Below are 23,130 nucleotides of genomic sequence, written 5' to 3' on the forward strand. Positions count from 1 at the left end.
GGAAACCAATGTCTCCAAGCTGGAGCGAATGTATCAGCAGGGTCAATTCCAGAGTGAGGAATGGAAGGAAGCTCACCGCATCTCGACCTACGTTTCCGGTGTTGGCACCAAGTCCGGCGAATCGGATGATGGTCCCAGCATGGGGCTTGGACTTGGTGAGCAAGGCATACTCAAGAAAATTGACCAAGGCAGCGAGGCGCTGGCGGCTGATATCATCCGTTTTGTGAGTGACCCCATCGACGAACTCGTGCTTGACGTTTTCGGCTTCAGCCGTGGCGCGGCTACGGCCCGCCATTTCATCAGCCGGGAAGTTCAGGATGAAGGCGGTGCGCTGGCCGCCGCGTTTAAACAGCAGGGCATACCCTGGGCGAAGAAGATCACCGTTCGCTTTGTAGGTCTTTTCGATACCGTTGCGGGGATTGCCGATCTCGGCAATTTGGACTTCTCTGCACACGATGCAGAAACCGGACGCATCAACGTCAACCTGCGGCCGGAGGATGCTGAACGGGTGGTTCAGTTTGCCGCGCGGGATGAGCGCCGGCACAACTTCTCACTGAACAGCCTGCGAGGTGAATCCGGCGATTTGCCGGAGCACTTCAGCGAATGGGTGCTTCCGGGTGTTCACTCTGATATTGGCGGCGGTTACCCGGATCGCTTTCGAGAACGGGTTGAAGTTCGTCCGCCCTTGGTTGTCAAAGGAAAGGATCGCCGCAATCCCGAAGCCAGTTTTGAATTCTCCCGCATGTTGCAGGAACGTGCGCTGATCAAACACGAGGGTTGGATCGGGCCACTGAACCCACTCGCCACACTTGAAATTGAACAGGAACGCCCACCCGGTTTGCGTGGTGGCGACATTACGCTTCGCCTTTGGCTGGACCGCGAGGTTCTTAGTGAGTACTCCCGTATTCCGCTGTATCTGATGCACAAATTGGCGGTGGATGCTGGTGTGCCATTCGATCCTATACCTACGGAAAGCCCTCAGCTGGTTTTGCCGCCGGAACTAATGACTATCGCCAGAAATCTCGCGGCCCACGTCTGGCATGGCAGCCCGCTATTGATGACTCCGGAATCTAACGCGCTACTGAAACAGCGATATATTCATCATTCCGATCACTATCTGCAGCTTGGCCCGTTGTACCCTTTCAAGCCCGGCAAGTATGGCCGTCGAACTGTCCATCCGAATAAAGGGCAATGGAGTGAGGGGCAATACCATGAGTGTTAAAACGCTTGCCATTAGCTTCTGTGTTCTGGTGCTACTGGGGTGTTCGGATCAGAGCAAATCGGAAGGACCAGCGTATGGCCCAGACCCTACTTACCGAAGTATCTCCGTTGTCGTACCTCAGCACTACGATGCGTGGGTTGAGACCTTTATCCTGGAATCGGTATCGGGGGAAATCGGTTGGCGGGCACCTATCGGGATAATCACCTGCTGTTGGAAACATCCGTCGGGCAAAAACGCGGAGTGGCAGGCAATGCCGGGGCTTGTGCTCATCAAGTGGTTCTCGTTTGCTGAGCAGCAATCTTACCGGGCGTTGATCCAGCTTGAGAATGCCCGCGAGATTGAGGAGAAAATGAAAGAAATCGCTCCGATTGAACGCTACGGTAAAACCTTTGACATGCCTCTCAACGACCTGACGTTTGGTCTGGCGCCGGGCGGCACGGTGGTTGTCTGGATCATGAACGGCGCGGAAAATGCGATTGAGGTGGGGCGTTACGAGGCCTCAGAAATAGAAACACACCCAGAGCATTACCGTGAAATCACTGAACGCTATAATCGTGACAGTCGAGATTATATTGAGAAGCACGGTATACCGATTGATGGCTGGTAATTGTCCGTCATCGGTTGAGGTTGGGAGTAAGTCACCACATAACCAAGCGCGTCAACGGGACCGCTTTGTTCCGCTGCCGCTCCACAAATCGGCCCGTTACGCCAGCGTTATCTGCATTAGGTGTTCTATGGAGATCAGTTTGGACGAGAAAGTAAAGCGGTGGGTAGAGAAAGAAGGGTACCCATTAGAATTTTCAACTGCCCACAAGTTTAAGAAAAGAAGGTTCTCCGTTGAGCAGAGTTATTTTGCAAAAGATGAAAATGGCAAAGCCCGAGAGGTTGATGTTCTAGCAACTGCCAATGTTCCAATCGGCCGCTCTTTTCTCCGAATTAAGCATGTAGTTGAATGCAAATGGAGTAAAGACAAACCTTGGGTGTTATTTAAAGACGAAAAACGTTTTGCCACTTCCGCTTTGGCAGCTCAGCTTATCTCTTCATCGGCTGGCCAAGCGATAGCTTGGGCCGCCGCTGGCAATGAGGAATTTAAAGAGCTGGGCATGTTTAAGGGGGAGGGATTTTCTTTTTCAGGGCGACAAGCCTTTTCAAAAGGTAATGACCTTTTTTACCAAGCTGTTCAGGGGGTTGTATCCAACTGCCTAAATATTACTAGGTTTTATGACGAGTACGAATTTGCGCCAGAAGATCATATGCTGGCAGTCATCACTCTTCCATTAATTGTGATTGAGGGAGGTCTTCACGAAGCTACATATGCTCCTGAAAGCGACGAATTACAACTGAATAGTATTAATCATGCTCGATTGCGCTGGAAAGGAAATGAAAGGCGGCAATTGAATACGGTAATTGACGTAGTAACATCAGATTACCTTGATACTTTCCTTGATACCCGTGAAAAAGAGTTAGAGGTTCTCGTTAGTTGCTTCGGAGAAGCCTTACAGCAACTGATTAAGTGTTTCCAAGAAAAAACTGAGAAATATTTAGTAGTTAGAGAAGGTGCTAGGGGTATTTCTGGTAGGCCAAACTTATTACGGAAGCTTAGCAAGCTATCAACACCTAACAAAAAGCTGCAAACGGACGCATCTGACGATGCGCCGTTCAGCTAGGCGTTATACCCAAGGATTAAGCAATGAGTTCGTACGGAACGTTGATCTTCTTCTGTGGGAAGATGGGAGCCGGCAAAAGCACCCTGTCTGGCAAAATCGCTCGTGAGCGGGGAGCCGTGCTTATTTCAGAGGATGAATGGCTGGCCGCTCTGTTCCCCGGCGAGATCAATGATTTCAATGATTACATTCGTTACTCATCTCGGCTCAAGCCAGTGCTGAAATCACACGTCGAGCAAGTGCTCTTGGCTGGCACCTCTGTGGTCCTGGACTTTCCTGGCAACACCCGCAAGCAAAGAGCCTGGTTCAAGGATATCTACTCGCAACACGGCATACCTCATGAGCTGTACTATTTGTCGGTAGACGATGAAGTTTGTTTAAAACAGCTGAAACAGCGACAGAAAGAACAACCTGAACGAGCACAGTTCGACACGGAGGAGGTCTTTAGAATGGTGACGGGTTACTTTGAACCGCCTGAAGAGTCGGAGGCATTCAACCTCCAGATTGTTACGGGCTAGTCCGCATAACGAGTGACTGCTGCAGGATCCAACTGCGTCGGCGCTCCGTTTCTATCCAGACAGACCTGGAAATGCCAGCGTGGCGGCTCTGGTTTGAGCCGCCACGCCATTACCCGCTCCTCTCAATCAATCAGACCCATTTTGGCCATCTGGAATGGGAGGAACTTCCTTTCGTTAACCAAAGTCACAACATCGAGCTCATTAATGAGGCTGGGGTTCAAATACCTGTAAGTCCACCGATAATCGAACCCGTTTTCTGCCGCCTCATAGCGATCCAACAAGATACGGACATGCCCAATGCCGGCCATACGGATCGCCATGTAACAGAGAGCGCAAGGCTCTCCTGAAGCAATCAACGTCGCCCCTTTCAAAGAGACGCTATTTTCATTCCGTGAAGCGTCCCTTATCGCCTGTATTTCTGCGTGTGCGGTACAATCCAGATGGTCGGCAACCTGATTTACCCCCTTGCCGACAACGTCTCCATCTTGATTGACGATCACAGCGGAAAACGGCAAACCACCGGCTTTTACATTGCTAATAGCCAGATCAATGGCGCTTTCGCCACAGGTTGCCAGACGCTCTTCATCAATTCGGTCACGCATCGGTGACCTCATTTCTTGACGATAACGCCGGGGCTGAAAGGCTCAGCTCTGAAGCAAGGCTCTCGGCTCGAGCTTTGGCGTTGGCGACTGACACGCGGTGCCGCTCGTCGCCAAATTCCTGATATTCAGCGGTGACTTCGTAAATGGTGTCCACCCCGAGGTATTTGCTCAACGTTCTGAGGTGCGGCACCAGGTGGCCAGACTCTTCTCTTATTCCGCCTTTTTCAAAGCCAAACTCTCCGCTGGAGGTCACGATGATCAATGTCTTACCGGAGAGCAGAGGCTGCAGCGGGAAGTCCCCTCGTTCGAGATCGAAATCAAACGTTTTGCCGATACGTACGATCTGATCGAACCAGGCTTTTAGCTGAGCCGGCATACCGTAGTTGTACATGGGTGAGGAGATCACAATAACGTCGGCTGCTGAGACCTCAGCGATAAGTGTATCAGAGAGTGCCAGTGTCTCCTGCTGCGCCGGGGTCCTATCTTGCTCCGGGGTAAACACCGCGCCAATCCAATCCTGAGTGATGAAAGCGGGTGGGTTCACGCCAACATCACGATAGATATATTCATCCTCAGGCCGGTTCTGTTTCCAGGTATCAATGAATCGGCGGGCGACATTTTTCGAGATGGAATCGTGATCCGGGTTCGGGTTTGTCGCGGCTCTGACGCTTGAATCAATGTGTAATAGTGTGCTCATGTTCATTTCCTTGGCTGATTGATGACAGGAGCTAGTTTGTGGCGCTGGATGGACTTGCACAAACGGAAAAATTACACTTGCAGATGAATTAAACTCATCCAAACGTTCATGAACTCGTGATTGACCTGGAGATTCACATTGCAGGTGTCATTACAGGCGCTGAAAGCCTTTGAGTCGGCTGCCCGCCGGGGTAGTTTCAAGTTGGCGGCAGAAGAACTTTCGCTGACGCCGACAGCCATCTCACACCATATTGGCAACCTGGAAAACCGATTGAATGTGAGCCTGTTTCATCGGCAAGGAAGACGGATATCCTTGACGGGAACGGGTATCCGATTAGCCAAAGCGACCTCGGAAGGGTTTCGGAAAATCGACAGCGCTTTGGAAGAGGTGGTGAAGGCAGGCAATACAGTCAGGGTGACGACGACATCATCCTTGGCAGCGATGGTGCTGATCCCTTCCCAGCACGATTTCGAACAAGCCAACCCCGAGATTTCTGTGGAAATATCGACCGGCGAGTCGGTCGACAGCCAATCCTACATCATTCCCATTCGATTCGGGGATGTCTCAGTTGCTGAGCCTTCTGATGTCATTCGATTTGAGTCATTCAATGTATTTGGTGCCTGTGGAATGACGCCTCCCTCCTGGGAAAATGCCCCTTTAACCCTTTTTACCACGGAGTGGAAAAACCAAGCGTTACCGGCCCCTCCCCTCGCCGATTGGTTAGAAAAAAATGGACTGCAGGGGGCAAATATCCAACTCAAAACGTTTGATCAGGAGCTTTTCGGGATCCAACAGGCTATGGCAGGCAACGGGCTGGTGTTCTGCTCTACAACGCTCGTCGAACGGCTGTTGAAGGCCAACGTTCTGCAGCACTTCGACACGCAATCGGTAACATCAGATTTGTGCTATTACGTTCCAGGTAGGGATAGCTTCGAAACGAGGAGTGCGGCCAAATTCCTGAATTGGATCGAAGATATCCTGAACCAGTAATACATACAGTCATTTTCATTTTTCATGGACATCAGCCCAATAAAAACCGGAGAACGCCAATGACCGCCTACGTGATCGGCAACATCACCGTAAAAGACCCCGAGAAATGGGCAGAATACCGCAGCCTTGTTCCGGAAACGCTGGTTCCCTGGGGTGCAGAACTGGTGCTTCGGGGTAAACAGGCGAAGGCACTGAGCGGGCAATACCGGCACACCGATACGGTGGTTATCCGCTTTCCCAATGCGGATTCCGCCACCGATTGGCACAATTCCCCTGCCTATCAGGCATTGGTGCCGTTACGCACCCAGGCAGCGGATGTGGATCTGGTGACTTTCGAGGCCGATTAATAACTACTGCCACCACCAGCACCCTGGCGCCTATACTGGACAGCAAACCAACAGAGAAGCGCCATGGAAAACAATTCAACAAGCCTGAGCATGACCGTTCTGATGACGCCGGACAAAGCCAATTTCTCTGGCAATGTGCACGGCGGCACCCTGCTGAAGTACCTGGATGAAGTCGCCTATGCCTGCGCCAGCCGTTACGCCGGGACGTATGTCGTTACTCTGTCCGTCGACCAGGTGATGTTCCTCCAACCCATCCAAATTGGCGAGCTGGTCACCTTTCTGGCCAGCGTGAACTACACCGGCCGTACCTCCATGGAGATCGGCATCAAGGTGGTTACCGAGAACATCCGCGACAAGTTGGTTCGCCATAGCAACAGCTGCTTTTTTACCATGGTGGCGGTTGATGACAACGGTAAAGCCGTCGCCGTGCCGCAGCTGGTTCCACGTACCGATGATCAGATACGGCGATTTGCCAACGGTAAGGAGCGCCGCGCCATTCGTGCCGAACTGGAGGAACGCTACAGGGAGCTGCATAAAAAATGAGTCCGGCGCAAATAACTGAAGCAGATCTATTTTTTCGAATTTGAACGTGACTTGGTCGCAGTAGATTTACTCGCTCTCGCAATGATCATTTGCTAACGTGCAAAGCGTCCAGGAGGACGTGATCTCTCAGTAAACAAAAGGAATTGGATCATGGATCACAGTGACCGTGAGTATGTCTCCGCTGCCATCAACTTTTTCTGGGGCGATGGCACGGCCTCACCTGAATCCGTCAATGAACGATCCGCTGAGGTCGTCTATACCGCAGTAACCGAGTCGCAATCGTGCTCAGCTTCCATGGACCTGGTTCCCAGACCGAGCGGCAGCAAGCCAGGAATCTCCTATATCGTGAAACAAGTGGCTGGCATCGGTAAAAACATCGCTTCCGGTAACAGTCAGACTTATTACATTTGCAAGCTGCAAGTCAGCCAGAATTTCCGCTCTGAAATCCACATGGCACTAAAGGGAATTTGAGATGTTCAAGATTGGATTGATCGCTGTTGCTTTAAGTTTGTCCGTTGCTGTTCATGCCGGTAACCGAATCGAGCTTTTGTACTCGGACTTGAGATTCAGCATTCCGGCAGGTTTCGCCGCTGTTGGCGATATTGGCGACAGCCAGAACATGTTGATCTTCCGATACGCCGACGAGCTAGGTAAACGATTCCTGGCATTCGCAGACATGACCCACGATGAAACGTTGGAATACGGCTGCCCAGCGGCCACTTTCTTCGAGGCTGTTTTCTTTGAGACAGCTGCAGCCGATTGTGACCAGACGTTGATCGGGGCCGTGCACGAGAATTTTGTCAGCGGCAGAGATGTCGCCACCTGGACGCAGGATTCCTATTCACTCGCCTACTCCGACCACGGGAACAAAGCCTTCCTCTTTGTGATCGGCAAAGATGCAAAGCTGCTAAAGATTGACTCCGATTTTCTTGATGGCGAATCCCTCAAGCGCATCGCTGAAGACATTTAATTCCAGCAACAAATAAATCAAGGAAGATTATGAGACTATCCCCCCTCCCCCTCGTCGTTCTCTGCCTGTTTATGGGCTTCACCTTCTGGGTGATGGCCGGCGCCGAGCAATCGCTCCTCGCATTCGGCGCCCAGTTGATGTCGAGCCCCGATACCGCACAGGTTGTTATCGATCTCTACATTCTCGCGGTATTGGCTTGCATCTGGATGTACCAGGATGCCAAACGTCGAGGCAAAGGATTGGGTTACCTGGTTCCGTTTTTCGTTCTGACAGCAGTGTTTGTCTCCGCAGGGCCCTTGCTGTATCTGGTTCTTCGAGGTGGGCGCGAGACTGAAGCCGGTAGGCTTTAACCGTTCGCATCAGCCAAATCAGCGTCGGCCATCTTTGAGCACCCGAGCTACAATGCTAACGTTGAGTGGTTTCAGTCAGCCAGACTTCGGAGGGCCCCATGGCAGGCGGATGGTCTCGTGATGGTGCGGTTCAGGAACAGATCGACGCAAGCGTTGAGGATGAAATCCAGCGCGCACGCAGCCAGTTGGCCAAAGGCGAAAGTGCCGAGGAATGTGATGAGTGCGGAGCACCAATTCCAGAGGCCCGGCGCAAGGCCATTCCCGGTGTTCGTTTGTGCATTGACTGCCAGTCGGCCCATGAAAAGGAGCGCAGCCAGTCTGGCGGCATCAATCGCAGAGGCAGCAAGGACAGCCAGCTGCGATAGAGACGGCCCACAAAGTAGCCTGGGCGGCGGTTAAAGAGGAATATCGCAAGGAGGGCGACAGGTGGGTCAAAGGCAAATCCCAAGAATGAATCGCCATAGCACACCCTCCCGGACTAGCGTTTGAATATGGACATTTCAATCGAACCGGGGCGGGCTGATCATCTTGATGGCATTCACGCTCTGGTCCTCGAATGGGGTTACACAGCCAGCAGGCTCCGAACGAAAGCATGGCTCGAGGCAATCGCTAACTCTCCCGACCATCAGCTTTTCGTCGCCCTTTCCGGGGGTTCGGTCGTTGGATGGATAGCAGTGGAAAAGCGCCTGTTCCTCAGCGAGCTGTTTGTCGCGGAAATTACAGGCCTGGTTGTAGGCTCCCGCGCACGGAGGGCTGGTATCGGCCAGCTATTGGTCCAGTCTGCTGAAGACTGGTCCAGCTCTATGGGACTCCCGCGGGTGGTGGTACGCTCTAATGTAACGCGCCTTGAGTCTCATGGCTTTTATCCGGCGGTTGGTTATACGCAATCCAAAACAACGCATGTCTACACCAAAGACCTCAAGCAGCCCGGATCGGAGCCCTGAACGCCCCGGCCTGAAAAACGGCGCTCTCCCAGCAAAGGAAACTGCATGAAAATCTATGGCGATACCCAATCCGGGAACTGCTACAAGGTTCAGCTCGTTTGCCAACTGCTGAACATCGACCATCAGTGGATTGATGTCGACATTCTGGCTGGCGACACAAAATCCGATGATTTTTTGAAAAAGAACCCGAATGGCAAGATTCCTCTGCTGGAACTCGATAGCGGCGAGACACTGTCAGAGTCCAACGCCATCATCAACTACCTCGCGTTCGGCTCTGATCTGTACCCGAATGACCGCCTCGCTCAGGCCCGCGTTCTGCAATGGCAGTTCTTCGAACAATACAGCCATGAGCCGTTTATCGCCGTTGCGCGCTTCATCAACAAGTACCTGGGACTGCCGGCAGACAAAGCCGACGAGTATGCCGCCAAGCAAACCGGCGGGCACAAGGCCTTGCAGGTGATGGAGCAACAACTGGCAGAGACGCCATTCCTGGCGGGTGAGAAGGTCACTACTGCAGATATCTCACTCTATGCATACACCCACGTCGCGGATGAGGGTGGTTTTGAGCTGGAAGCCTACCCTGCGATTCGCGCATGGCTGGATCGGGTTGCGGCATTACCGAATTTCAGGCCTATGGTTTAGAAGTGCGCGGTAATTACTCTCCTATCCCCATGTAAATCGTAAAGACTGGTTCACAAAGCGTCATAAATACGGCTTTTTATCGGTACAAAGGAAAATCCCCGTGCCTGAACTGAAAACCATCGGTCTGTTTCTCGTTACCGCGCTGGCTGAAATCGTTGGCTGCTACCTACCCTATCTCTGGCTTCGCGAGGGAAAGAGCATCTGGCTTCTCGTACCCGGGGCCCTGAGCCTGGCGGCATTTGCCTGGTTACTTTCCCTGCATCCTACTGCCGCCGGTCGGGTTTATGCGGCCTACGGCGGTGTGTATATCTTTATGGCCATTCTCTGGCTTTGGGCTATTGATGGTATCCGGCCAACCGTTTGGGATCTGGTGGGATCCGGCGTAGCCCTGCTCGGCATGGCGATCATCATGTTTGCGCCTAGAGGCGCATAAATCTGCATCGCGTACCCGATAATCACCACAGATCTGATTAAGCCGTGACCTCCTCTCGGCGCGCTGACGTACAGTAGTCATATGATCGACGTTCCACTTACCAAAACGAAGACGCTAGCGCCTCCTTACACTATGCAACGCTTTTCATATTGGCTTTTCGCACTGCTGCTCCTGGTGACCCCGCCAAGCCACTCAGAGACGGCCGACTGGCAAGCAGAGGTGTCCAGAGAGGCTGCAAACCTTAAGCGCCTTCACTCCTTGATTGTTGTCCATGAGGGCCAGGAAGTTCTGGCATTGGATTTGAAAAGTGCCGGGCTCGACACGCCAACCAACATCAAATCTCTCTCCAAGACAGTACTCGCCGCGCTGGTGGGTATCGGCATCGAAAAAGGTGTGTTCGAGGGAACCAATCAACCGGTTATTGAAACGCTCGGTGACCGCGTACCCGCCTCCGCCACCAAGGGCGTGGACCGGATAACTCTGGGGCACCTGCTGTCTTTGCAGGCCGGGTTGCAGCGGACATCTGGCCGTTACTATGGCACCTGGGTGAACAGCGATAACTGGGTTCACCATGTGCTCACCCGGCCGTTCGTGGATGAGCCGGGCGGTCGCATGCTCTACTCCACCGGCAGCAGCCACCTGCTCTCGGCGGCGCTCACTGAAAGCGCCGGGCGCAGCACGCTCGACCTGGCGCGGGAATGGTTGGGCGAGCCACTGAATATAACCATTCCGGCCTGGGGCCGGGATCCCCAGGGGATCTATTTTGGTGGCAATAATATGGCTCTTTCGCCAAGGGACCTGGCCAAAATCGGCGAGCTTTATCGCAATGAAGGCCGCCTTGGTGATCGGCGCCTGTTTCCGGAAAACTGGGTGCGGGAGTCCTGGATTGAACGCGGAAGGTCCGCCTACACAGATGATCCCTATGGCTATGGCTGGTTCCAGCAGCCGCTCGCCGGCGAAATGGGGTATTACGGGCGTGGGTACGGAGGCCAGGTACTGTATGTGATGCCCGCTCGCAAACTGACCGTGGTGATGACCTCTGACCCTACCCCTCCCTCGCCGGGTTCAGCCTTTTTGCGCCGCCAGTTCCAGTTAATTGAGGAGCACATAATTCCTGCCGTGGAAAACTGAAGCGGCCGTCACGCATACGTTTCCTCAACTATACTCACTGGTGGCGAACACCAAGGAGGAAACGAAATGAACAGGATCGCAATTACACTGTTTTCAGCTCTGTTGATCGCGCCAGTAGCAGCGATTGCAGAGAGCATGAAGTCTGAGGCGCCGGCCAACGCTGGCGTGTATTTCGTGCAACCAACTGACGGCGCAACCGTAAACGAAACCTTCAAAGTCGTCTTTGGTCTGCGGAACATGGGCGTAGCACCTGCTGGCGTGGAAAAAGCAGGCACCGGACACCACCACCTGCTGATCGATACCGACGTACCGTCCGATCTGAGCAAATCCCTCCCGGCAACGGATCAAATCAGACACTTTGGTGGCGGGCAAACCGAAACCGAGATCACGCTATCACCGGGTAAACACACGCTGCAGCTTTTGGTCGGTGATCACATGCATGTGCCGCACAACCCGCCAGTGGTTTCCGAGAAGATCACAGTAATGGTGGAGTAACGTTCTACCCTGAACGGAATGGCCAGTGCAGAGTTGCATTTCAGTCAATCCCCTGGGCGTTCGATCATGGTACTGTGAGCGCAAATAATCCGAACGAATCCAGGGGATAGCTGATGCGAAAGAACATTCTGATTACCGGTGCCAGCACCGGTCTCGGGGAAGGCATGGCTCGCGAATGGGCGGCCAAAGGCTGTAATCTGGCGCTCTGTGCGCGCCGGGCAGACAAGCTGGAAGCTCTCCAGCGGGAATTGCAGCAGGCTCATCCGGATATCCGGGTACTCGTCCGAGGCCTTGATGTCTGCGATTACGATCAGGTGTTCGAAGTGTTCCGGGGCTTCCGGGATGAGCTCGGTAGTCTTGATCGGGTGGTGGTTAATGCAGGTATTGGCAGCTCACAGCCCATCGGCCGTGGGCATTTCGCTGCCAACCGCCACACCGCCGAGACCAACTTCATCGCTGCTATTGCCCAGAGTGAGGCAGCCATGGAGATCTTCCGCGAGCAGAACAGCGGTCACCTGGTGTTAATGTCGTCTGTCAGTGGTGTTCGCGGCTTCCGTGGTCCACTGAACGTATACGCTGCCACCAAGGCCGCCGTAGCCTCTTTGGCGGAAGGTCTGCAGCTCGATACCAAGGGTAAGCCGATCAACGTCAGCAACATTATGCCCGGCTACATTCTCACGGATATTAACCGGGACACTAAAAGCGCGCCCTTCCGTGTGGATCTGGAAACCGGTGTAAAGGCCCTGGTGAAAGCCATCGAATCGGAGAAGCGCCGGGCCTACGTGCCCTGGTGGCCATGGACGCCGCTAAGCTATGTATTAAAAGCCCTGCCTTTTGAAGTCTTCTCCAGAGCCATGTGATCAATCGACAAGGTGAATGGACATGTCCGCTTTCAATCCTGCTTATGTCCTTGTGCTACTCGCTTTAAGCTGCCCGAACGCGTGGGGGAGCACCCACGGCTCTGCCCCGCTGAGCGCAGAGGAATCGGACCCTCAAGCACTACAGTGGATGACCGGTTTCCCGCCGCCCGACGACAAGCTGATCGCCCACCCCCAAAGCAATTACTTCAGCTTCCCTAAACTCCGCTGGACTGTCTGTCATATCCGGGAACTGCTGCCGACCACTAGGATCAGCCGCGGCATCGGTGCACCCGATCCACTGCCGTACGCACTGGATAATGGGATCAACGACATTTCGTTCATGCCGATGGGTAGCGACACCCAAATGAACTGGCGCGAGTCTTTGGCTGCGAACTACACCGACGGGTTGCTGATTCTTCACAAAGGCAAGATCGTATACGAATATTACAACGGCTGCCTGAGCGAGACCGGCAAACACGCTGCTATGTCGATGACCAAGTCCCTGACCGGCCTACTGGCTGAAGTTCTGGTGGCCGAAGGCAAACTGGACGATGAAGCAACTGTGGACAGCCTTGTGCCTGAGCTGAAAAACAGTGCTTTTGGTAGTGCCACCGTGCGGCAAGTTATGGATATGACCACCGCGCTGGATTACAGCGAAGACTACGCCGATCCTGAGGCTGACATCTGGCAATACTCTGCGGCAGCCAGCCCCTTGCCAAAGCCTTCTGATTACAGTGGACCGGAGGGTTATTTCGAGTACCTGCAAACCGTTGAGCAAAACGGCGACCACGGCGATGCGTTCGGCTATCGGACTGTCAATTCTGATGCCCTCGGTTGGATAATCGCCCGGGTAAGCGGTAAGAGCGTGGCGAATCTACTTTCTGAACGTCTCTGGAACCCCCTTGGCACCGAACAGGATGCCTACATGACGATCGATGCCAAAGGCACGCCTTTCGCGGGTGGTGGACTGAGCGCAGGGCTCAGGGATCTTGGCAGGATAGGCCTGTTGATGCTGAACAAAGGCAAGTACAAGAATCGGCAACTGTTCCCTGAATCTGTGGTGAATGCAATCCAGGCCGGCGGCGACAAAAAGGCCTTTGCCAAGGCTGGCTACACCACCCTTCCCGGCGGAAGCTATCGCAGCATGTGGTGGATCTTCAACAACGCCAATGGCGCTTATGCCGCTCGAGGCGTTCACGGGCAAACCATCTACATTGACCCCACCGCCAACATGGTTCTGGTACGCTTCGCATCGTTTCCCAATGCCAGTAACAGCAAGATCGACCCAACCTCTCTGCCACTATATCAAGCCGTCGCAGACTACCTAATGAACAGGGATTGAGGAACGCTTGACCACAATGGAATACGCTCAATGATCAAATCCTTTGCCCTGGCAGCGTTGATTGCTGTTCTGCTGGGGTTCCTTGGCTTTCAATACTACATCACCTCCGTGCCGGATCTGGCAGAGCCCATTACCGTGGAGGAAACCCGATTCATCGAGCAGGACCAATCCCTCCTGTTAACGCTACGGGGTGGCGAGGGCCGCCAGTTTACCGTAGGCCTGCGCGGAGACATCGCCAACGATCCGGAACAAACCGCCTTGTTCTTTATCAGCAATCCAGATCTGGTGCCCTATGTGTACTGGCCGGGTCTTCGGAGCAACGACGAAAAACGGGTACTGGAGCTGCTGGAAGATATGGTTGAAAAACAAAAGCAGGAGGAAGCGGTCAGGCAGATTTATGAGGTGCTGAAGAACCGGAACTGAAGCCGCCGGATTCTGGGCGGGCTGGAAAAATGGCTGGGGAAGCGGGTCCAAGAACTCCCCCAGCCAGCACCACGGTTGTGGCGACTTTCTAGCGCACTTTTGAGAGGAACTTCTGGGTGAGCGGGTTCTGCGGATCGGTTATTACCTGCCTGGCTTCCCCGATCTCTGCAATAACGCCTTCATGGAAATACGCGACGCGATCAGAAACATCCCGTGCGAAGCCCATTTCATGGGTCACGCAGATCATGGTCATCCCCTCTTCCGCCAACAGGCGCAGTGTGTCCAGAACCTCGCCGACCAGCTCCGGATCGAGCGCAGAGGTTACCTCATCAAGCAGCATATAATCGGGCTTCATGGCCAGGGCACGGGCAATGGCCAGGCGCTGCTGCTGGCCGCCGGACATTTTCGTGGGATAGACGTCGAACTTGTCACCCAGGCCAACGTGCTCCAGCTCTTTCTTGGCGATCTCGATCGCCTCTTCCTTGCTCATTTTCTTGACGATTCTGGGAGCCAGGGCCGCATTCTCCAGCACCGTCATGTGAGGAAAGGAGTTCCATTGCTGAAAGACCATACCCAGTTTCTGGCGCAACTTGTCCTTGTTGGTCTCCTTGGCATGCACATCCACATCATCAACGAGGATTTTGCCCCTGTTGATAGGCTCAATAGCATTGATGCAGTACAGAAGGGTTGACTTGCCACTACCGGAGCCCCCGATAACGCTCACGACCTCGCCTTTCTTTACATCCAGGCTTACGCCTTTCAGTACTTCAAGATCGCCGAAGGATTTATGGACATTCTGTACGCTGATCATATTGCCATTTTCCTCTCAACATACCGGCCGTAGTGGGACAGCGGGTACGAAATAATGAAGTAAAAGATACCAACACCGATCAGAATCTCGAGCGGTTGCTGGGTTCTTGAAATCAGTTGCTCCGACGTGCGCAGCAATTCCATGTAACCGATGACCGAGACCAGGGCCGAGTCCTTGATGACACTGAGTGCAACACCCAGCCACGAGGGGAACACAGCACGCAAACCAATCGGCAACCGAATGTGGTAGATGGTTTGCCATTTGGTCATGCCCAGTGAGCGCGCTGCCGTCTGCATTGAGGGACTGACACTCTCAAAGCCACTGCGGAAAACCTCGCTCATGAAGGCCATGGTATACAGCGAGAGCACAATGGAGCCCGCAACAAACGGCGCCAGTGGATTTCCCATCGCACCGACAAAAGTCGAGAACAGAATAAGCTGGATGATCAGGGGAACACTTCTCAGCACGTCGAGCACGCTACCGAAAAGGACGTTGACGGCCTTGTTGCTCTCGGCACGGAGAAAGCCGACGATCAATCCCAGAATAGTGCCCACCACGATGGCGACAACGGAGATGATGATGGTATTCCAGACACCGGTCAGGATCAGACCGCTATCGCTCCAGGACAGGGGTGTGAATAAAGAATTCATCAGATTTCCCCCTTGAAAAGTCTACGAGCAAGCAGTGATGACCCGAACAACACGAGTTTGGTGATCACGAAGTACATCACGGCCGCCACAATGAAGAACTCCAGCGTTCTGAACGACAGTGACTGCAGACGCTGAGTCGTGCCAGAAAGCTCGCTCATACCCACCAGAATGCCCAGAGAGCTCATCAGGATGGACCAGACAAACTGGTTGGTCATCGGGTGATAGATGCGTCTCAGCATCTGCGGAAGGATGATGTATCGATACGTCTGGATACTGGTCATGCCCAGCGACTTGGAAGCGCTGTACTGGGTGCTCGGGATCGACTGGAAACCACCCCGGAACGTCTCCGTCAGGTAGCCCGCGTTGATAAAGACCAGTGCGCTCAGTACCGCCACGTAGGGACTGAGGTGGATACCGAATGCTCCAAGGCCAAAATAGGCCATGTAGATCTGGAACAGGGCCGGCGTATTCCGGGCAATCTCAACCCAGACCGTCGCAACCTGGCTGAAGAACTTCGTGTTGTTCATTTTGGCGATCGCCAACAGTATTGCGATCACAACGCCCAGAAGCATCGCCAGAACGGATACGTGCAGGGTAACGAAGGCACCGTTCAGCAGCTGGGGCATGTTCTGGAACACTACGTTCCAGTGAAATTCGTAGTCCATACCTTGGCCATTTTATGAATGGTAGGAAACTCGACCAGAGCCCGGTAAGAAGGGCCTTGATCAGAATTTTAGGTCAGGACACCCGAGGGTGAGTGCCCGACCCGGGAACCAATGCAATGACGGCCGCCTGTTTGGCGGCCGTCGGTTCGGCGCTTACTTGTTGTCCCGGAGGGACTTGATCAGATCGGCCGGCGCATCGGTACCGAAGTGCTTGTTGTAAGCTTCGTTCATGTTGCCGTCGCGAATCTGGCGTACCAGGAACAGGTTCAGGTAGTTGATCCAGGCAACCTCATCACGCTTGGCGATGATGCCCACAACGTCGTCGTAGTTGGGAACGTAGGGGCCCGCTTCAAAGTCTGCGAACTCTTCGCTACGCAGTTTGGTCGCAATGTTGGTGTTGGTAGAGATGATTGCGTCGACCTTGCCCTGGTAAAGACCCAGGTACGCATCGTTCTCGGATTTGAAGGAGGTGTAGTTGTCCTTGCCCCAGCCCTGCTGCTCGGCATACGCGAGGTATTCGGTTTCATAGGTGGTGCCGAGTGCCGCACCAACTTTCAGATTTTTCAGGTCGTCGAAGGATTCAATGTTCTTGTCCTCGTTGGCGATAACCTGGAATTTGAACACGAAGTACGGGTAGGTGAAGCCAACGGTCTTGGCGCGCTCCAGTGTATCGGAGGTAGAACCGATAACCACATCAGTTTTGCCGGAAACCAGGGAGGGAATCCGCTCGCCCCAGGTCAGGTTGAGAACGTTAACGTCCACGCCGAGCGCCTCGCCCAGGTCGTTACAGTAATCGACGTCGAAGCCTGCAGGCTCGTTGTTCTCGTCAAAATATCCCATTGGTGGGAAATCCAGAACCACGCCACAGTTCAGAGTGCCACGTTGAATCACGGTGTCCAGCTGATCGGCTGTCGCGCTTACGGAGGTTACCGCAGCACAAGCGAATACAAGCGGTGCTAGTTTGCGAATCATAGTTATTCTCTCTTTTTCTTTCGTGGGCGAAAAGTGTGTGTCCGTTATGCCTACACAACACGAGTTATGTGCAAAAAGCATACGTAAAAATACTACCGTAGATTATTTAGTGAAAATTTTTGAAATTTGCCATTTGGTAGGCAATTTTCCTTAATTTCCTCAATATAACCGGATTTTTTGAGCCTGCAGCTCGTGATAGCGGCCAAAAAACGAACAAACAGTCATTTTTCATGTTCTTAGGTCTATGATTTAACTGATGTTTACACCTCCTTAATCAAAAAGACGAATTTATTACTACAGCAGGCCATTTTAACGGTCTCTGAGCAACACAGCGGGGTTTAACCGCATTGCCCTGAGCGTGGGCAGTAATCCACCCAGCAGCGCCAGCGAACTGACACCTCCGGCAACCAGCGCCCCAATCCACCATAAATCGCCGGCCGGCAGCTTCAAGGCCAGGTCAGCTACAGGTAAAGCAATTAGCGCACCAAGCGCCGTCGCGAAAACCGTTGCCAGAAAGGTCAGCAAACCGGTTTCCAGCAGCATGGATTGGCGGATCGCTCCGTGACGGGCGCCAAGGCAGTGCAACAGGTTGGCCTCGTAAAGCTGCCGCCTGCGGCTGACACTGACTACGCTGGAAAGCACAAGCAGGCTGGCGAGAAGACTGACCGATGCCACAGCCGCCAGGCCCGCGGCTGCCTTGTTCAGCAGATCGCCTGCGGTTTCCAGCCAGTCAGCGGTGCGCAGCGTGATTACATTGGGGATGTTCTGTGCCAGCCATTGCTGGGATTCCCTGGCCGCCTCATCGCTTTGGTAGACCGCACCAACGTAAAGGCTGATCAAGTCGTCCAGTGCGCCTTGCTGCAATATGCCCTCGAACCAGAATCGGGTCTGCAGCCCTTTTTGCCGGTAAATTGCACGGATTTCGACGTCGATGCTCTTATCCTGTGCAGTAAAGGTGAGCTGGTCGCCCACCCCCAGTCCAAGCTGGTAAGCCTCCCGATCCTCCATGGCCATGTAAGCGGGCTCCCCCTCGGGGGCCGGCGATTCCCACCAGTTGCCCTCCACCAGTTCCAGTGCTTCGGGGTTTCCCGAGAGATAACTCAGTTTGTATTCATCTCCCATGGCTTCTCGCCGGGCTTCGGCGTTATCGGCGAGAACCTCCGCAATCGGCTTCTGGTTAATAGTGTCCAGGCGGGACCGGACCATCGGGAGCAACTCGACGCGGCTAGAAGCATCCAACGCTTCCAGGCCGTTTTGCAGCGGTTCCATCTGGTCCGGGAACACTTCATAGAGGATTAGCGCCGGCGACTGTTCCGGTATGGTGGTTTCAAGCGCCCTCAGGAGCGTGGTAACCATCAACGTGCAGGCCACCACAAGCGTCAGTGCGGTGCCCAGTGACAGCAGGGTTGCCCGGAGCGGCGAATCCGGCCGGTGCAGATTGGCCAGGGCCAACCGCCGGGCAAACCTGCGGTCGGCAAAACCGCCGTTTTCCAGAGCCTTGGCACCGCGGCGTAACCCCTTGATCAAACCTTCCAGGAGGCCCCAGAGCAGCGTAACCGCCAGCAGGAAAAGAAAGCCCAGATGAGGCGATGGGAGCCAGAACAGGGTAGCGCCGATGTAGACAGCCAGCAGTAGATAGCTGGCAATCCGCCAGCTGCGAGGCTCGTTGGGAGCCGCCTCGACCTGCCCCCGGAAAAGCCCGGCCGGCGCAGCAGCGAGGGCTCGAGCGAGTGCCGGCAGTGCAAACACGTAAGCAGTCAGAACAGCGAACAGCCAGCTCAGAAGCAAGGGAACCAACCACAAGGAGAACCAGCCGCCGGCCCCATCGGGCCCCGCCAAAGCAAAGGCATCGCCCGCCAGGCTGATCGCCAGGGCGGAAAGCCCCAGCCCGATACCACCGCCAACTAGCCCCGCAAGGCTGCCCAATACACCAATCTGCAGGAGGTATATGCCGACAAGCGGTTTGCGACGCAGGCCAAGTGTTTGCAGGGTGGCAATTGTGCCCAGCTTTTCATCGAGGTAGGCGTGGATGCTGTTGGCAACGCCGAGGCCACCGATGAACAATGTCGTGAAAGCGATAAGGATGAGTGCTGTAGCAATCTGGTCCAGACGCTCGGAAATCCGTTCGCTGCGCTCGGCAAACGTAGTGATTTCCCATCGCGCATCCGGGAATGCCTGCTCGAATTCCTCAAGCCAGGTGTCGAGATTCAGTTCGGTTTGTACCCGGTATTCGTAATCCACGCGGCTACCCGGGCGTATCAGTCCGGTTGCCTCTACGGCCTGCTCAGAAATCATGATCGGCAGACCTCGCCAATTGGCGTTCAAGCTCCGATCCGGTTGCTTCTCGATAAGGCCGCTGATTCGAAAGGTGGCGGCGCCAATCTCAATCCGGTCGCCAACCGACTGGCCCAGGCGTTCTGCCAGCAATGGATCAATAATGGCGCCCCACTGCCCTTCTTTCTGGGCTGTAAGAACACCCAGGGGTTCATCCGGTGTCAGCTCCAACTCGCCGTAAAGGGGATAGAGAGTATCCGGAACCAGTATCTCCGCCCGGAAGAAGCCGTCGCCGCCGCTTCCGCTGACGATGGTATCGAATTCCCGAACCAGTGAAATTTTGCCGGTAGCACGAATCCATTCGAGCGCATCATCGGGCAGCGGCTCGCTGGTATCCAGCTCCACATCGCCACCGAGCAGAGCGCGGGTATCCGCCAGCAAGCTTTGCTCGATCACCCGGTAGAGGCTGGCTGTCGCAGCCACAAGGGTAACGCCGAGAATCAGGCAGGCCAGGAAAATCTTTAACGCAGAGATACGTGACCGCAGGTCGGTGATCGCGAATCGGAGCATCCAGAGCGGGTTTGTGGAGCGTTCAGGAGGCATAGAGACGCCCACCGTCCATCCGGACCCTGTGCTGACAACGCTCGGCAACGCGCTCGTCATGGGTCACCAGTACCAGCGTGGATTTGCTGTCCTTGTGCAAGTCGAACAGCAGGGAGAGAACTTTCTCACCGGTTTCATGGTCCAGATTGCCTGTGGGCTCATCTCCCAACAACAGGCTTGGCCGGTGAACCAGTGCCCGAGCGATCGCAACCCGTTGCTGTTCGCCGCCAGAGAGCTGCCCCGGGTAGTGCTGCAGCCGATGGCTGAGACCAACGGCCTCCAACATGGCAAGAGCTCGTTCCCGCGGCCGGGCCTCGCCGGCAATCTCAAGCGGCAGACTCACGTTTCCCAGGGCCGTGAGGCCAGGCAGCAGGTGAAAGGACTGGAAAATAATGCCAAGGTGCTCACTTCGCCAGTCGGCCAGAGCATTGGCGTCCATGTCGCCCAGGCGTTGATCGCCGACCAGAATTTCTCCACTGGTCGGTCGCTGCAGGCCGGAGAGCAACAAAAGCAGGGACGTTTTCCCGCTGCCAGAGGGGCCTGTGATTGCCAGTGTTTCTCCCGGGGGCACCATGAGGGAGGCATTTTTGAGTACAGCAACCTTGCCGGACTCTGTGGGGTACTCGAGAAAAATGTCGGTCATTTCAACACTGGTGGACACTGGCGCTCCTCTGGTTTGATGAATTTCCTGCTCTGTTGCGTACTGGTAAATGATCGGCATCCGCATAAAGTTTAGAGTACGAACCCTTTTTAAGAGTGGCGCACTCACGTTTTTTGGCGCCTCCATGGAAAAACAGGAGTCCTGACCATGACCGGACCGCTCGATGGCATCCGCATTATCGATCTGACAGCCATGATTTCCGGGCCTCTCGCGACCATGATACTGGCAGATCAGGGTGCCGAGGTTATCAAGATCGAGAATCCGGCGGGTGGCGACTTTACGCGCTCCGCGGCCAATCGGCAGGGCGATATGTCGGCGCTGTACCTCAACAACAACCGCAACAAGAAATCAGTGGCACTGAACCTGAAAGAAAAGGCGGGACGCGACGCGCTGCTTCGACTGGTGGCGTCGGCCGATGTCTTTGTGCAGAACTTCCGGCCGGGCGTCATTGAGCGGATGGGGCTCGGCGAAGAGCAGCTGCGCAAGGTGGCCCCGGATCTCGTGATGGTATCAATCAGTGGCTTCGGTGATACCGGCCCCTATTCCCAGCGACCGGTATACGACCCGCTGATTCAGGGCCTCTCCGGATTAGCCACCGTGCAGGCCGGCGCCGATGAATTGCGTCCGCAACTGGTTAGGACCATCCTGCCCGACAAGCTCACCGGTGTAACCGCAGCCCAGGCGATTACCGCGGCTCTGTTCGCCCGGGAACGCACCGGGGAAAGCCAGCATGTCCGGCTGTCCATGCTGGACGCGATCATCGCGTTTCTCTGGAGCTCCGACATGGGCAGCCAGACCTTTGTTCACAGTGAGGTGCCACAGCAGGAGGCTGCGAGCCTTCAGGATCTCATCTATGAGACCACAACCGGCTACATCACCATTGCGGTTCAGAGCGATCGAGAGTGGCAAGCCCTTATTCGTGCTGTGGACCGCCCGGAGTGGGCGGAGGATCCAAGGTTCCTGACTGCCCGGCTGCGCCAGGAGAATATTGATGCGAGGCTGGAGCTGATCCAGTCGGTCATCAAAACCGATACGGCCGAACACTGGCTGGCAAGGCTTGAGGCCGAGCAAGTGCCCTGCGCCCCGGTGTTGACCCGCACTCAGGTACTCGACCATGCCCAGGTACTGGCCAACGATTTGCTCTCCCACTACGACCACCCCCAGGCCGGCCGACTCCGCCAGGCCAGGGCGCCGTCGCGATTCTCGGCCGCACCAGAGCAGCACTGGCAGGGAGCTCCGCGCCTTGGCGAGCAAACCGGCGAACTGCTGGCAGAGTGCGGGTATTCCGCCGAAGAAATCCAGGCGATGTGTGATTCTGGCATCGCAGCCGTGCCTGCCAAATAACATTCTGACGTCGCAAATCCACTGCAGCCGGACGATCAAATGCCCGTACCCGTAGTTCACCATCCAGACTACAGCTTCCCATTCCCGGCAAAGCACCGATTTCCCATGGAAAAATTCGGGCTCCTTGCCGATTACGCCCGCTCGAGAGGGCTTCTCACTCAAGCCAATAGCTTTCGCCCTGCCCCATGCCGGCAGGCGTGGCTGACCCGTACCCACTGCCCGGATTACCTCGCCCGTTTCGCCGGCGATCAACTCTCGGCGCGGGAGAAACGGCAGATGAATCTGCCCTGGAGCAAGGGCCTCGTCCGACGCACTTTCCTGGCTCCTTCAGGCACGGTTCTGACGGCGCAGTTGGCCCTCCAGCATGGCATTGCCTGTCACCTGGCCGGTGGCACCCATCACGCCCATTACGATTACGCTGCCGGCTTCTGCATCCTCAACGATCTGGCGATCGCCGCCAATGTGCTGTTGCAACAGGAGGGCATTGAACGTGTGCTTATCTTCGATGTGGATGTGCATCAGGGTGACGGTACCGCTGCATTGTTGGCGAACGAGCCGAATGCCTTTACCTGCTCGATTCACTGTGAGCGCAACTACCCGTTCGAGAAAAAGATTGGCGATCTCGATGTCGCCTTACCGGATGGCCTCGAAGACGGGGCCTATCTTGAGGTTGTCAGCGAAACGCTGCACAAATCACTGGCGTTATCCCGGCCGGATATCGTGCTCTATGACGCAGGCGTGGACGTATTCAGGAATGATCCCCTCGGCCGGCTGAACATTTCCGAACAGGGAATTTTTGAGCGGGACTTTCAGGTGCTCAGTGAATTGAAACGTCGGGACATTCCAGTAGCGACGGTGATTGGCGGCGGCTACGATGATGACCGGGTGAAACTGGCCAAGCGGCACGGGATTGTTGTAGAAGCCGCCAGCCGGGTGTTTTCAGCCGACTGACCTAGTTTTTATTGCTCAAAGCAGAA

The 23,130-nt window shown here is 54.9% G+C and carries 30 protein-coding genes; 22 read left to right on the forward strand and 8 right to left on the reverse strand.

The features are described 5' to 3' along the window. The 4 genes from KYE_RS01000 to KYE_RS01015 form a co-directional block, all read left to right on the forward strand. A partial coding sequence (locus tag KYE_RS01000; protein ID WP_008169488.1) for a T6SS phospholipase effector Tle1-like catalytic domain-containing protein occupies nt 1–1,222 on the forward strand: 1,222 nt, incomplete at its 5' end. Beyond that, on the forward strand, nt 1,212–1,829 hold the full coding sequence (locus KYE_RS20930) for a DUF2931 family protein (RefSeq protein WP_075267703.1): 618 nt from the start codon (nt 1,212–1,214) through the stop codon (nt 1,827–1,829). The genes KYE_RS01000 and KYE_RS20930, both read left to right, overlap by 11 nt. A 139-nt stretch (nt 1,830–1,968) precedes the next feature. Further along, complete coding sequence (locus tag KYE_RS01010) at nt 1,969–2,889, forward strand: hypothetical protein (protein WP_139043636.1); 921 nt, start codon at nt 1,969–1,971, stop codon at nt 2,887–2,889. Between the two features lie 23 nt (nt 2,890–2,912). Further along, nucleotides 2,913–3,404 (forward strand): AAA family ATPase, encoded by a 492-nt coding sequence (locus KYE_RS01015; RefSeq protein ID WP_008169492.1) that lies wholly within the window; start codon nt 2,913–2,915, stop codon nt 3,402–3,404. 122 nt (nt 3,405–3,526) lie between these two features. Here the strand turns inward: KYE_RS01015 and KYE_RS01020 are convergent, their stop codons facing one another. Continuing rightward, on the reverse strand, nt 3,527–4,006 hold the full coding sequence (locus KYE_RS01020; RefSeq protein ID WP_008169494.1) for a nucleoside deaminase: 480 nt from the start codon (nt 4,004–4,006) through the stop codon (nt 3,527–3,529). Then, complete coding sequence (locus KYE_RS01025) at nt 3,999–4,805, reverse strand: FMN-dependent NADH-azoreductase (RefSeq protein ID WP_254775473.1); 807 nt, start codon at nt 4,803–4,805, stop codon at nt 3,999–4,001. The genes KYE_RS01020 and KYE_RS01025 overlap by 8 nt, the downstream gene beginning before the upstream one ends. A 42-nt stretch (nt 4,806–4,847) precedes the next feature. Here KYE_RS01025 and KYE_RS01030 point away from each other — a divergent pair, with 42 nt between their 5' ends. From KYE_RS01030 to KYE_RS01100, 16 genes are all read left to right on the forward strand, one after another. Further along, on the forward strand, nt 4,848–5,693 hold the full coding sequence (locus KYE_RS01030) for a LysR family transcriptional regulator (RefSeq protein WP_264622513.1): 846 nt from the start codon (nt 4,848–4,850) through the stop codon (nt 5,691–5,693). Between the two features lie 59 nt (nt 5,694–5,752). Next, the gene (locus KYE_RS01035) at nt 5,753–6,040 is read left to right on the forward strand and encodes a DUF1330 domain-containing protein (RefSeq protein WP_008169500.1); all 288 of its coding nucleotides are present in this window, start codon (nt 5,753–5,755) and stop codon (nt 6,038–6,040) included. Between the two features lie 63 nt (nt 6,041–6,103). Continuing rightward, the gene (locus tag KYE_RS01040; RefSeq protein ID WP_008169502.1) at nt 6,104–6,583 is read left to right on the forward strand and encodes an acyl-CoA thioesterase; all 480 of its coding nucleotides are present in this window, start codon (nt 6,104–6,106) and stop codon (nt 6,581–6,583) included. 150 nt (nt 6,584–6,733) lie between these two features. Next, a complete protein-coding gene (locus KYE_RS01045; RefSeq protein ID WP_008169504.1) occupies nt 6,734–7,054 on the forward strand; it encodes a hypothetical protein in 321 nt (106 codons plus the stop codon). Nucleotide 7,055: 1 nt separating this feature from the next. After that, the gene (locus KYE_RS01050) at nt 7,056–7,553 is read left to right on the forward strand and encodes a hypothetical protein (protein ID WP_008169506.1); all 498 of its coding nucleotides are present in this window, start codon (nt 7,056–7,058) and stop codon (nt 7,551–7,553) included. Between the two features lie 29 nt (nt 7,554–7,582). Continuing rightward, nucleotides 7,583–7,903: a DUF2834 domain-containing protein gene (locus KYE_RS01055; protein ID WP_008169507.1), complete on the forward strand. Its 321-nt coding sequence runs from the start codon at nt 7,583–7,585 to the stop codon at nt 7,901–7,903. Nucleotides 7,904–8,001: 98 nt separating this feature from the next. Beyond that, nucleotides 8,002–8,268, forward strand: a complete 267-nt coding sequence (locus KYE_RS01060) for a DksA/TraR family C4-type zinc finger protein (RefSeq protein WP_008169508.1) — start codon at nt 8,002–8,004, stop codon at nt 8,266–8,268. Then, nucleotides 8,265–8,357, forward strand: a complete 93-nt coding sequence (locus KYE_RS20935) for a ChaB family protein (protein WP_075267801.1) — start codon at nt 8,265–8,267, stop codon at nt 8,355–8,357. Before KYE_RS01060 ends, KYE_RS20935 begins: the two co-directional genes overlap by 4 nt. Nucleotides 8,358–8,394: 37 nt before the next feature. Continuing rightward, nucleotides 8,395–8,847: a GNAT family N-acetyltransferase gene (locus KYE_RS01065; protein WP_008169509.1), complete on the forward strand. Its 453-nt coding sequence runs from the start codon at nt 8,395–8,397 to the stop codon at nt 8,845–8,847. A 45-nt stretch (nt 8,848–8,892) separates the two neighbouring features. After that, nucleotides 8,893–9,489: a glutathione S-transferase family protein gene (locus tag KYE_RS01070; RefSeq protein WP_008169510.1), complete on the forward strand. Its 597-nt coding sequence runs from the start codon at nt 8,893–8,895 to the stop codon at nt 9,487–9,489. A gap of 100 nt (nt 9,490–9,589) precedes the next feature. Continuing rightward, complete coding sequence (locus tag KYE_RS01075) at nt 9,590–9,922, forward strand: YnfA family protein (RefSeq protein ID WP_008169514.1); 333 nt, start codon at nt 9,590–9,592, stop codon at nt 9,920–9,922. 132 nt (nt 9,923–10,054) lie between these two features. Then, a complete protein-coding gene (locus KYE_RS01080) occupies nt 10,055–11,053 on the forward strand; it encodes a serine hydrolase domain-containing protein (RefSeq protein ID WP_008169515.1) in 999 nt (332 codons plus the stop codon). A gap of 75 nt (nt 11,054–11,128) precedes the next feature. Beyond that, nucleotides 11,129–11,548, forward strand: coding sequence for a DUF4399 domain-containing protein (locus KYE_RS01085; RefSeq protein ID WP_405420962.1), 420 nt, complete (start codon nt 11,129–11,131; stop codon nt 11,546–11,548). Between the two features lie 113 nt (nt 11,549–11,661). Then, entirely contained in the window at nt 11,662–12,408 is a 747-nt protein-coding gene (locus tag KYE_RS01090; RefSeq protein ID WP_008169520.1) for an SDR family oxidoreductase, read from the forward strand. 22 nt (nt 12,409–12,430) lie between these two features. Then, nucleotides 12,431–13,750 carry a serine hydrolase domain-containing protein gene (locus KYE_RS01095; protein ID WP_039881762.1) on the forward strand — a complete coding sequence of 440 codons (1,320 nt, stop codon included), beginning with the start codon at nt 12,431–12,433 and terminating at the stop codon, nt 13,748–13,750. A 30-nt stretch (nt 13,751–13,780) separates the two neighbouring features. Next, nucleotides 13,781–14,173 (forward strand): hypothetical protein, encoded by a 393-nt coding sequence (locus KYE_RS01100; protein ID WP_008169524.1) that lies wholly within the window; start codon nt 13,781–13,783, stop codon nt 14,171–14,173. A gap of 88 nt (nt 14,174–14,261) precedes the next feature. On the opposite strand, the gene KYE_RS01105 is transcribed toward KYE_RS01100, so the two are convergent. From KYE_RS01105 to KYE_RS01130, 6 genes are all read right to left on the reverse strand, one after another. Further along, nucleotides 14,262–14,984: an amino acid ABC transporter ATP-binding protein gene (locus tag KYE_RS01105; protein WP_008169527.1), complete on the reverse strand. Its 723-nt coding sequence runs from the start codon at nt 14,982–14,984 to the stop codon at nt 14,262–14,264. After that, nucleotides 14,981–15,634, reverse strand: coding sequence for an amino acid ABC transporter permease (locus tag KYE_RS01110; protein WP_008169529.1), 654 nt, complete (start codon nt 15,632–15,634; stop codon nt 14,981–14,983). The genes KYE_RS01105 and KYE_RS01110 overlap by 4 nt, the downstream gene beginning before the upstream one ends. Then, nucleotides 15,634–16,299: an amino acid ABC transporter permease gene (locus tag KYE_RS01115; protein WP_008169533.1), complete on the reverse strand. Its 666-nt coding sequence runs from the start codon at nt 16,297–16,299 to the stop codon at nt 15,634–15,636. Before KYE_RS01115 ends, KYE_RS01110 begins: the two co-directional genes overlap by 1 nt. Before the next feature lie 153 nt (nt 16,300–16,452). Beyond that, nucleotides 16,453–17,271 carry a transporter substrate-binding domain-containing protein gene (locus tag KYE_RS01120; RefSeq protein WP_008169535.1) on the reverse strand — a complete coding sequence of 273 codons (819 nt, stop codon included), beginning with the start codon at nt 17,269–17,271 and terminating at the stop codon, nt 16,453–16,455. A 309-nt stretch (nt 17,272–17,580) separates the two neighbouring features. Further along, complete coding sequence (locus tag KYE_RS01125) at nt 17,581–20,148, reverse strand: ABC transporter permease (protein ID WP_008169537.1); 2,568 nt, start codon at nt 20,146–20,148, stop codon at nt 17,581–17,583. Then, nucleotides 20,138–20,791 (reverse strand): ABC transporter ATP-binding protein, encoded by a 654-nt coding sequence (locus tag KYE_RS01130; protein WP_202945851.1) that lies wholly within the window; start codon nt 20,789–20,791, stop codon nt 20,138–20,140. Before KYE_RS01130 ends, KYE_RS01125 begins: the two co-directional genes overlap by 11 nt. Before the next feature lie 165 nt (nt 20,792–20,956). On the opposite strand from KYE_RS01130, the gene KYE_RS01135 reads away from it, so the two are divergent. Both KYE_RS01135 and KYE_RS01140 read left to right on the forward strand, forming a co-directional pair. Beyond that, nucleotides 20,957–22,153 carry a CaiB/BaiF CoA transferase family protein gene (locus KYE_RS01135; protein ID WP_008169541.1) on the forward strand — a complete coding sequence of 399 codons (1,197 nt, stop codon included), beginning with the start codon at nt 20,957–20,959 and terminating at the stop codon, nt 22,151–22,153. Between the two features lie 39 nt (nt 22,154–22,192). Beyond that, a complete protein-coding gene (locus KYE_RS01140) occupies nt 22,193–23,104 on the forward strand; it encodes a histone deacetylase (protein ID WP_039881763.1) in 912 nt (303 codons plus the stop codon). Nucleotides 23,105–23,130 lie beyond the last annotated feature (26 nt).

Origin of the sequence: Marinobacter manganoxydans MnI7-9, assembly GCF_000235625.1 — a bacterium.
GTDB lineage: Bacteria > Pseudomonadota > Gammaproteobacteria > Pseudomonadales > Oleiphilaceae > Marinobacter > Marinobacter manganoxydans.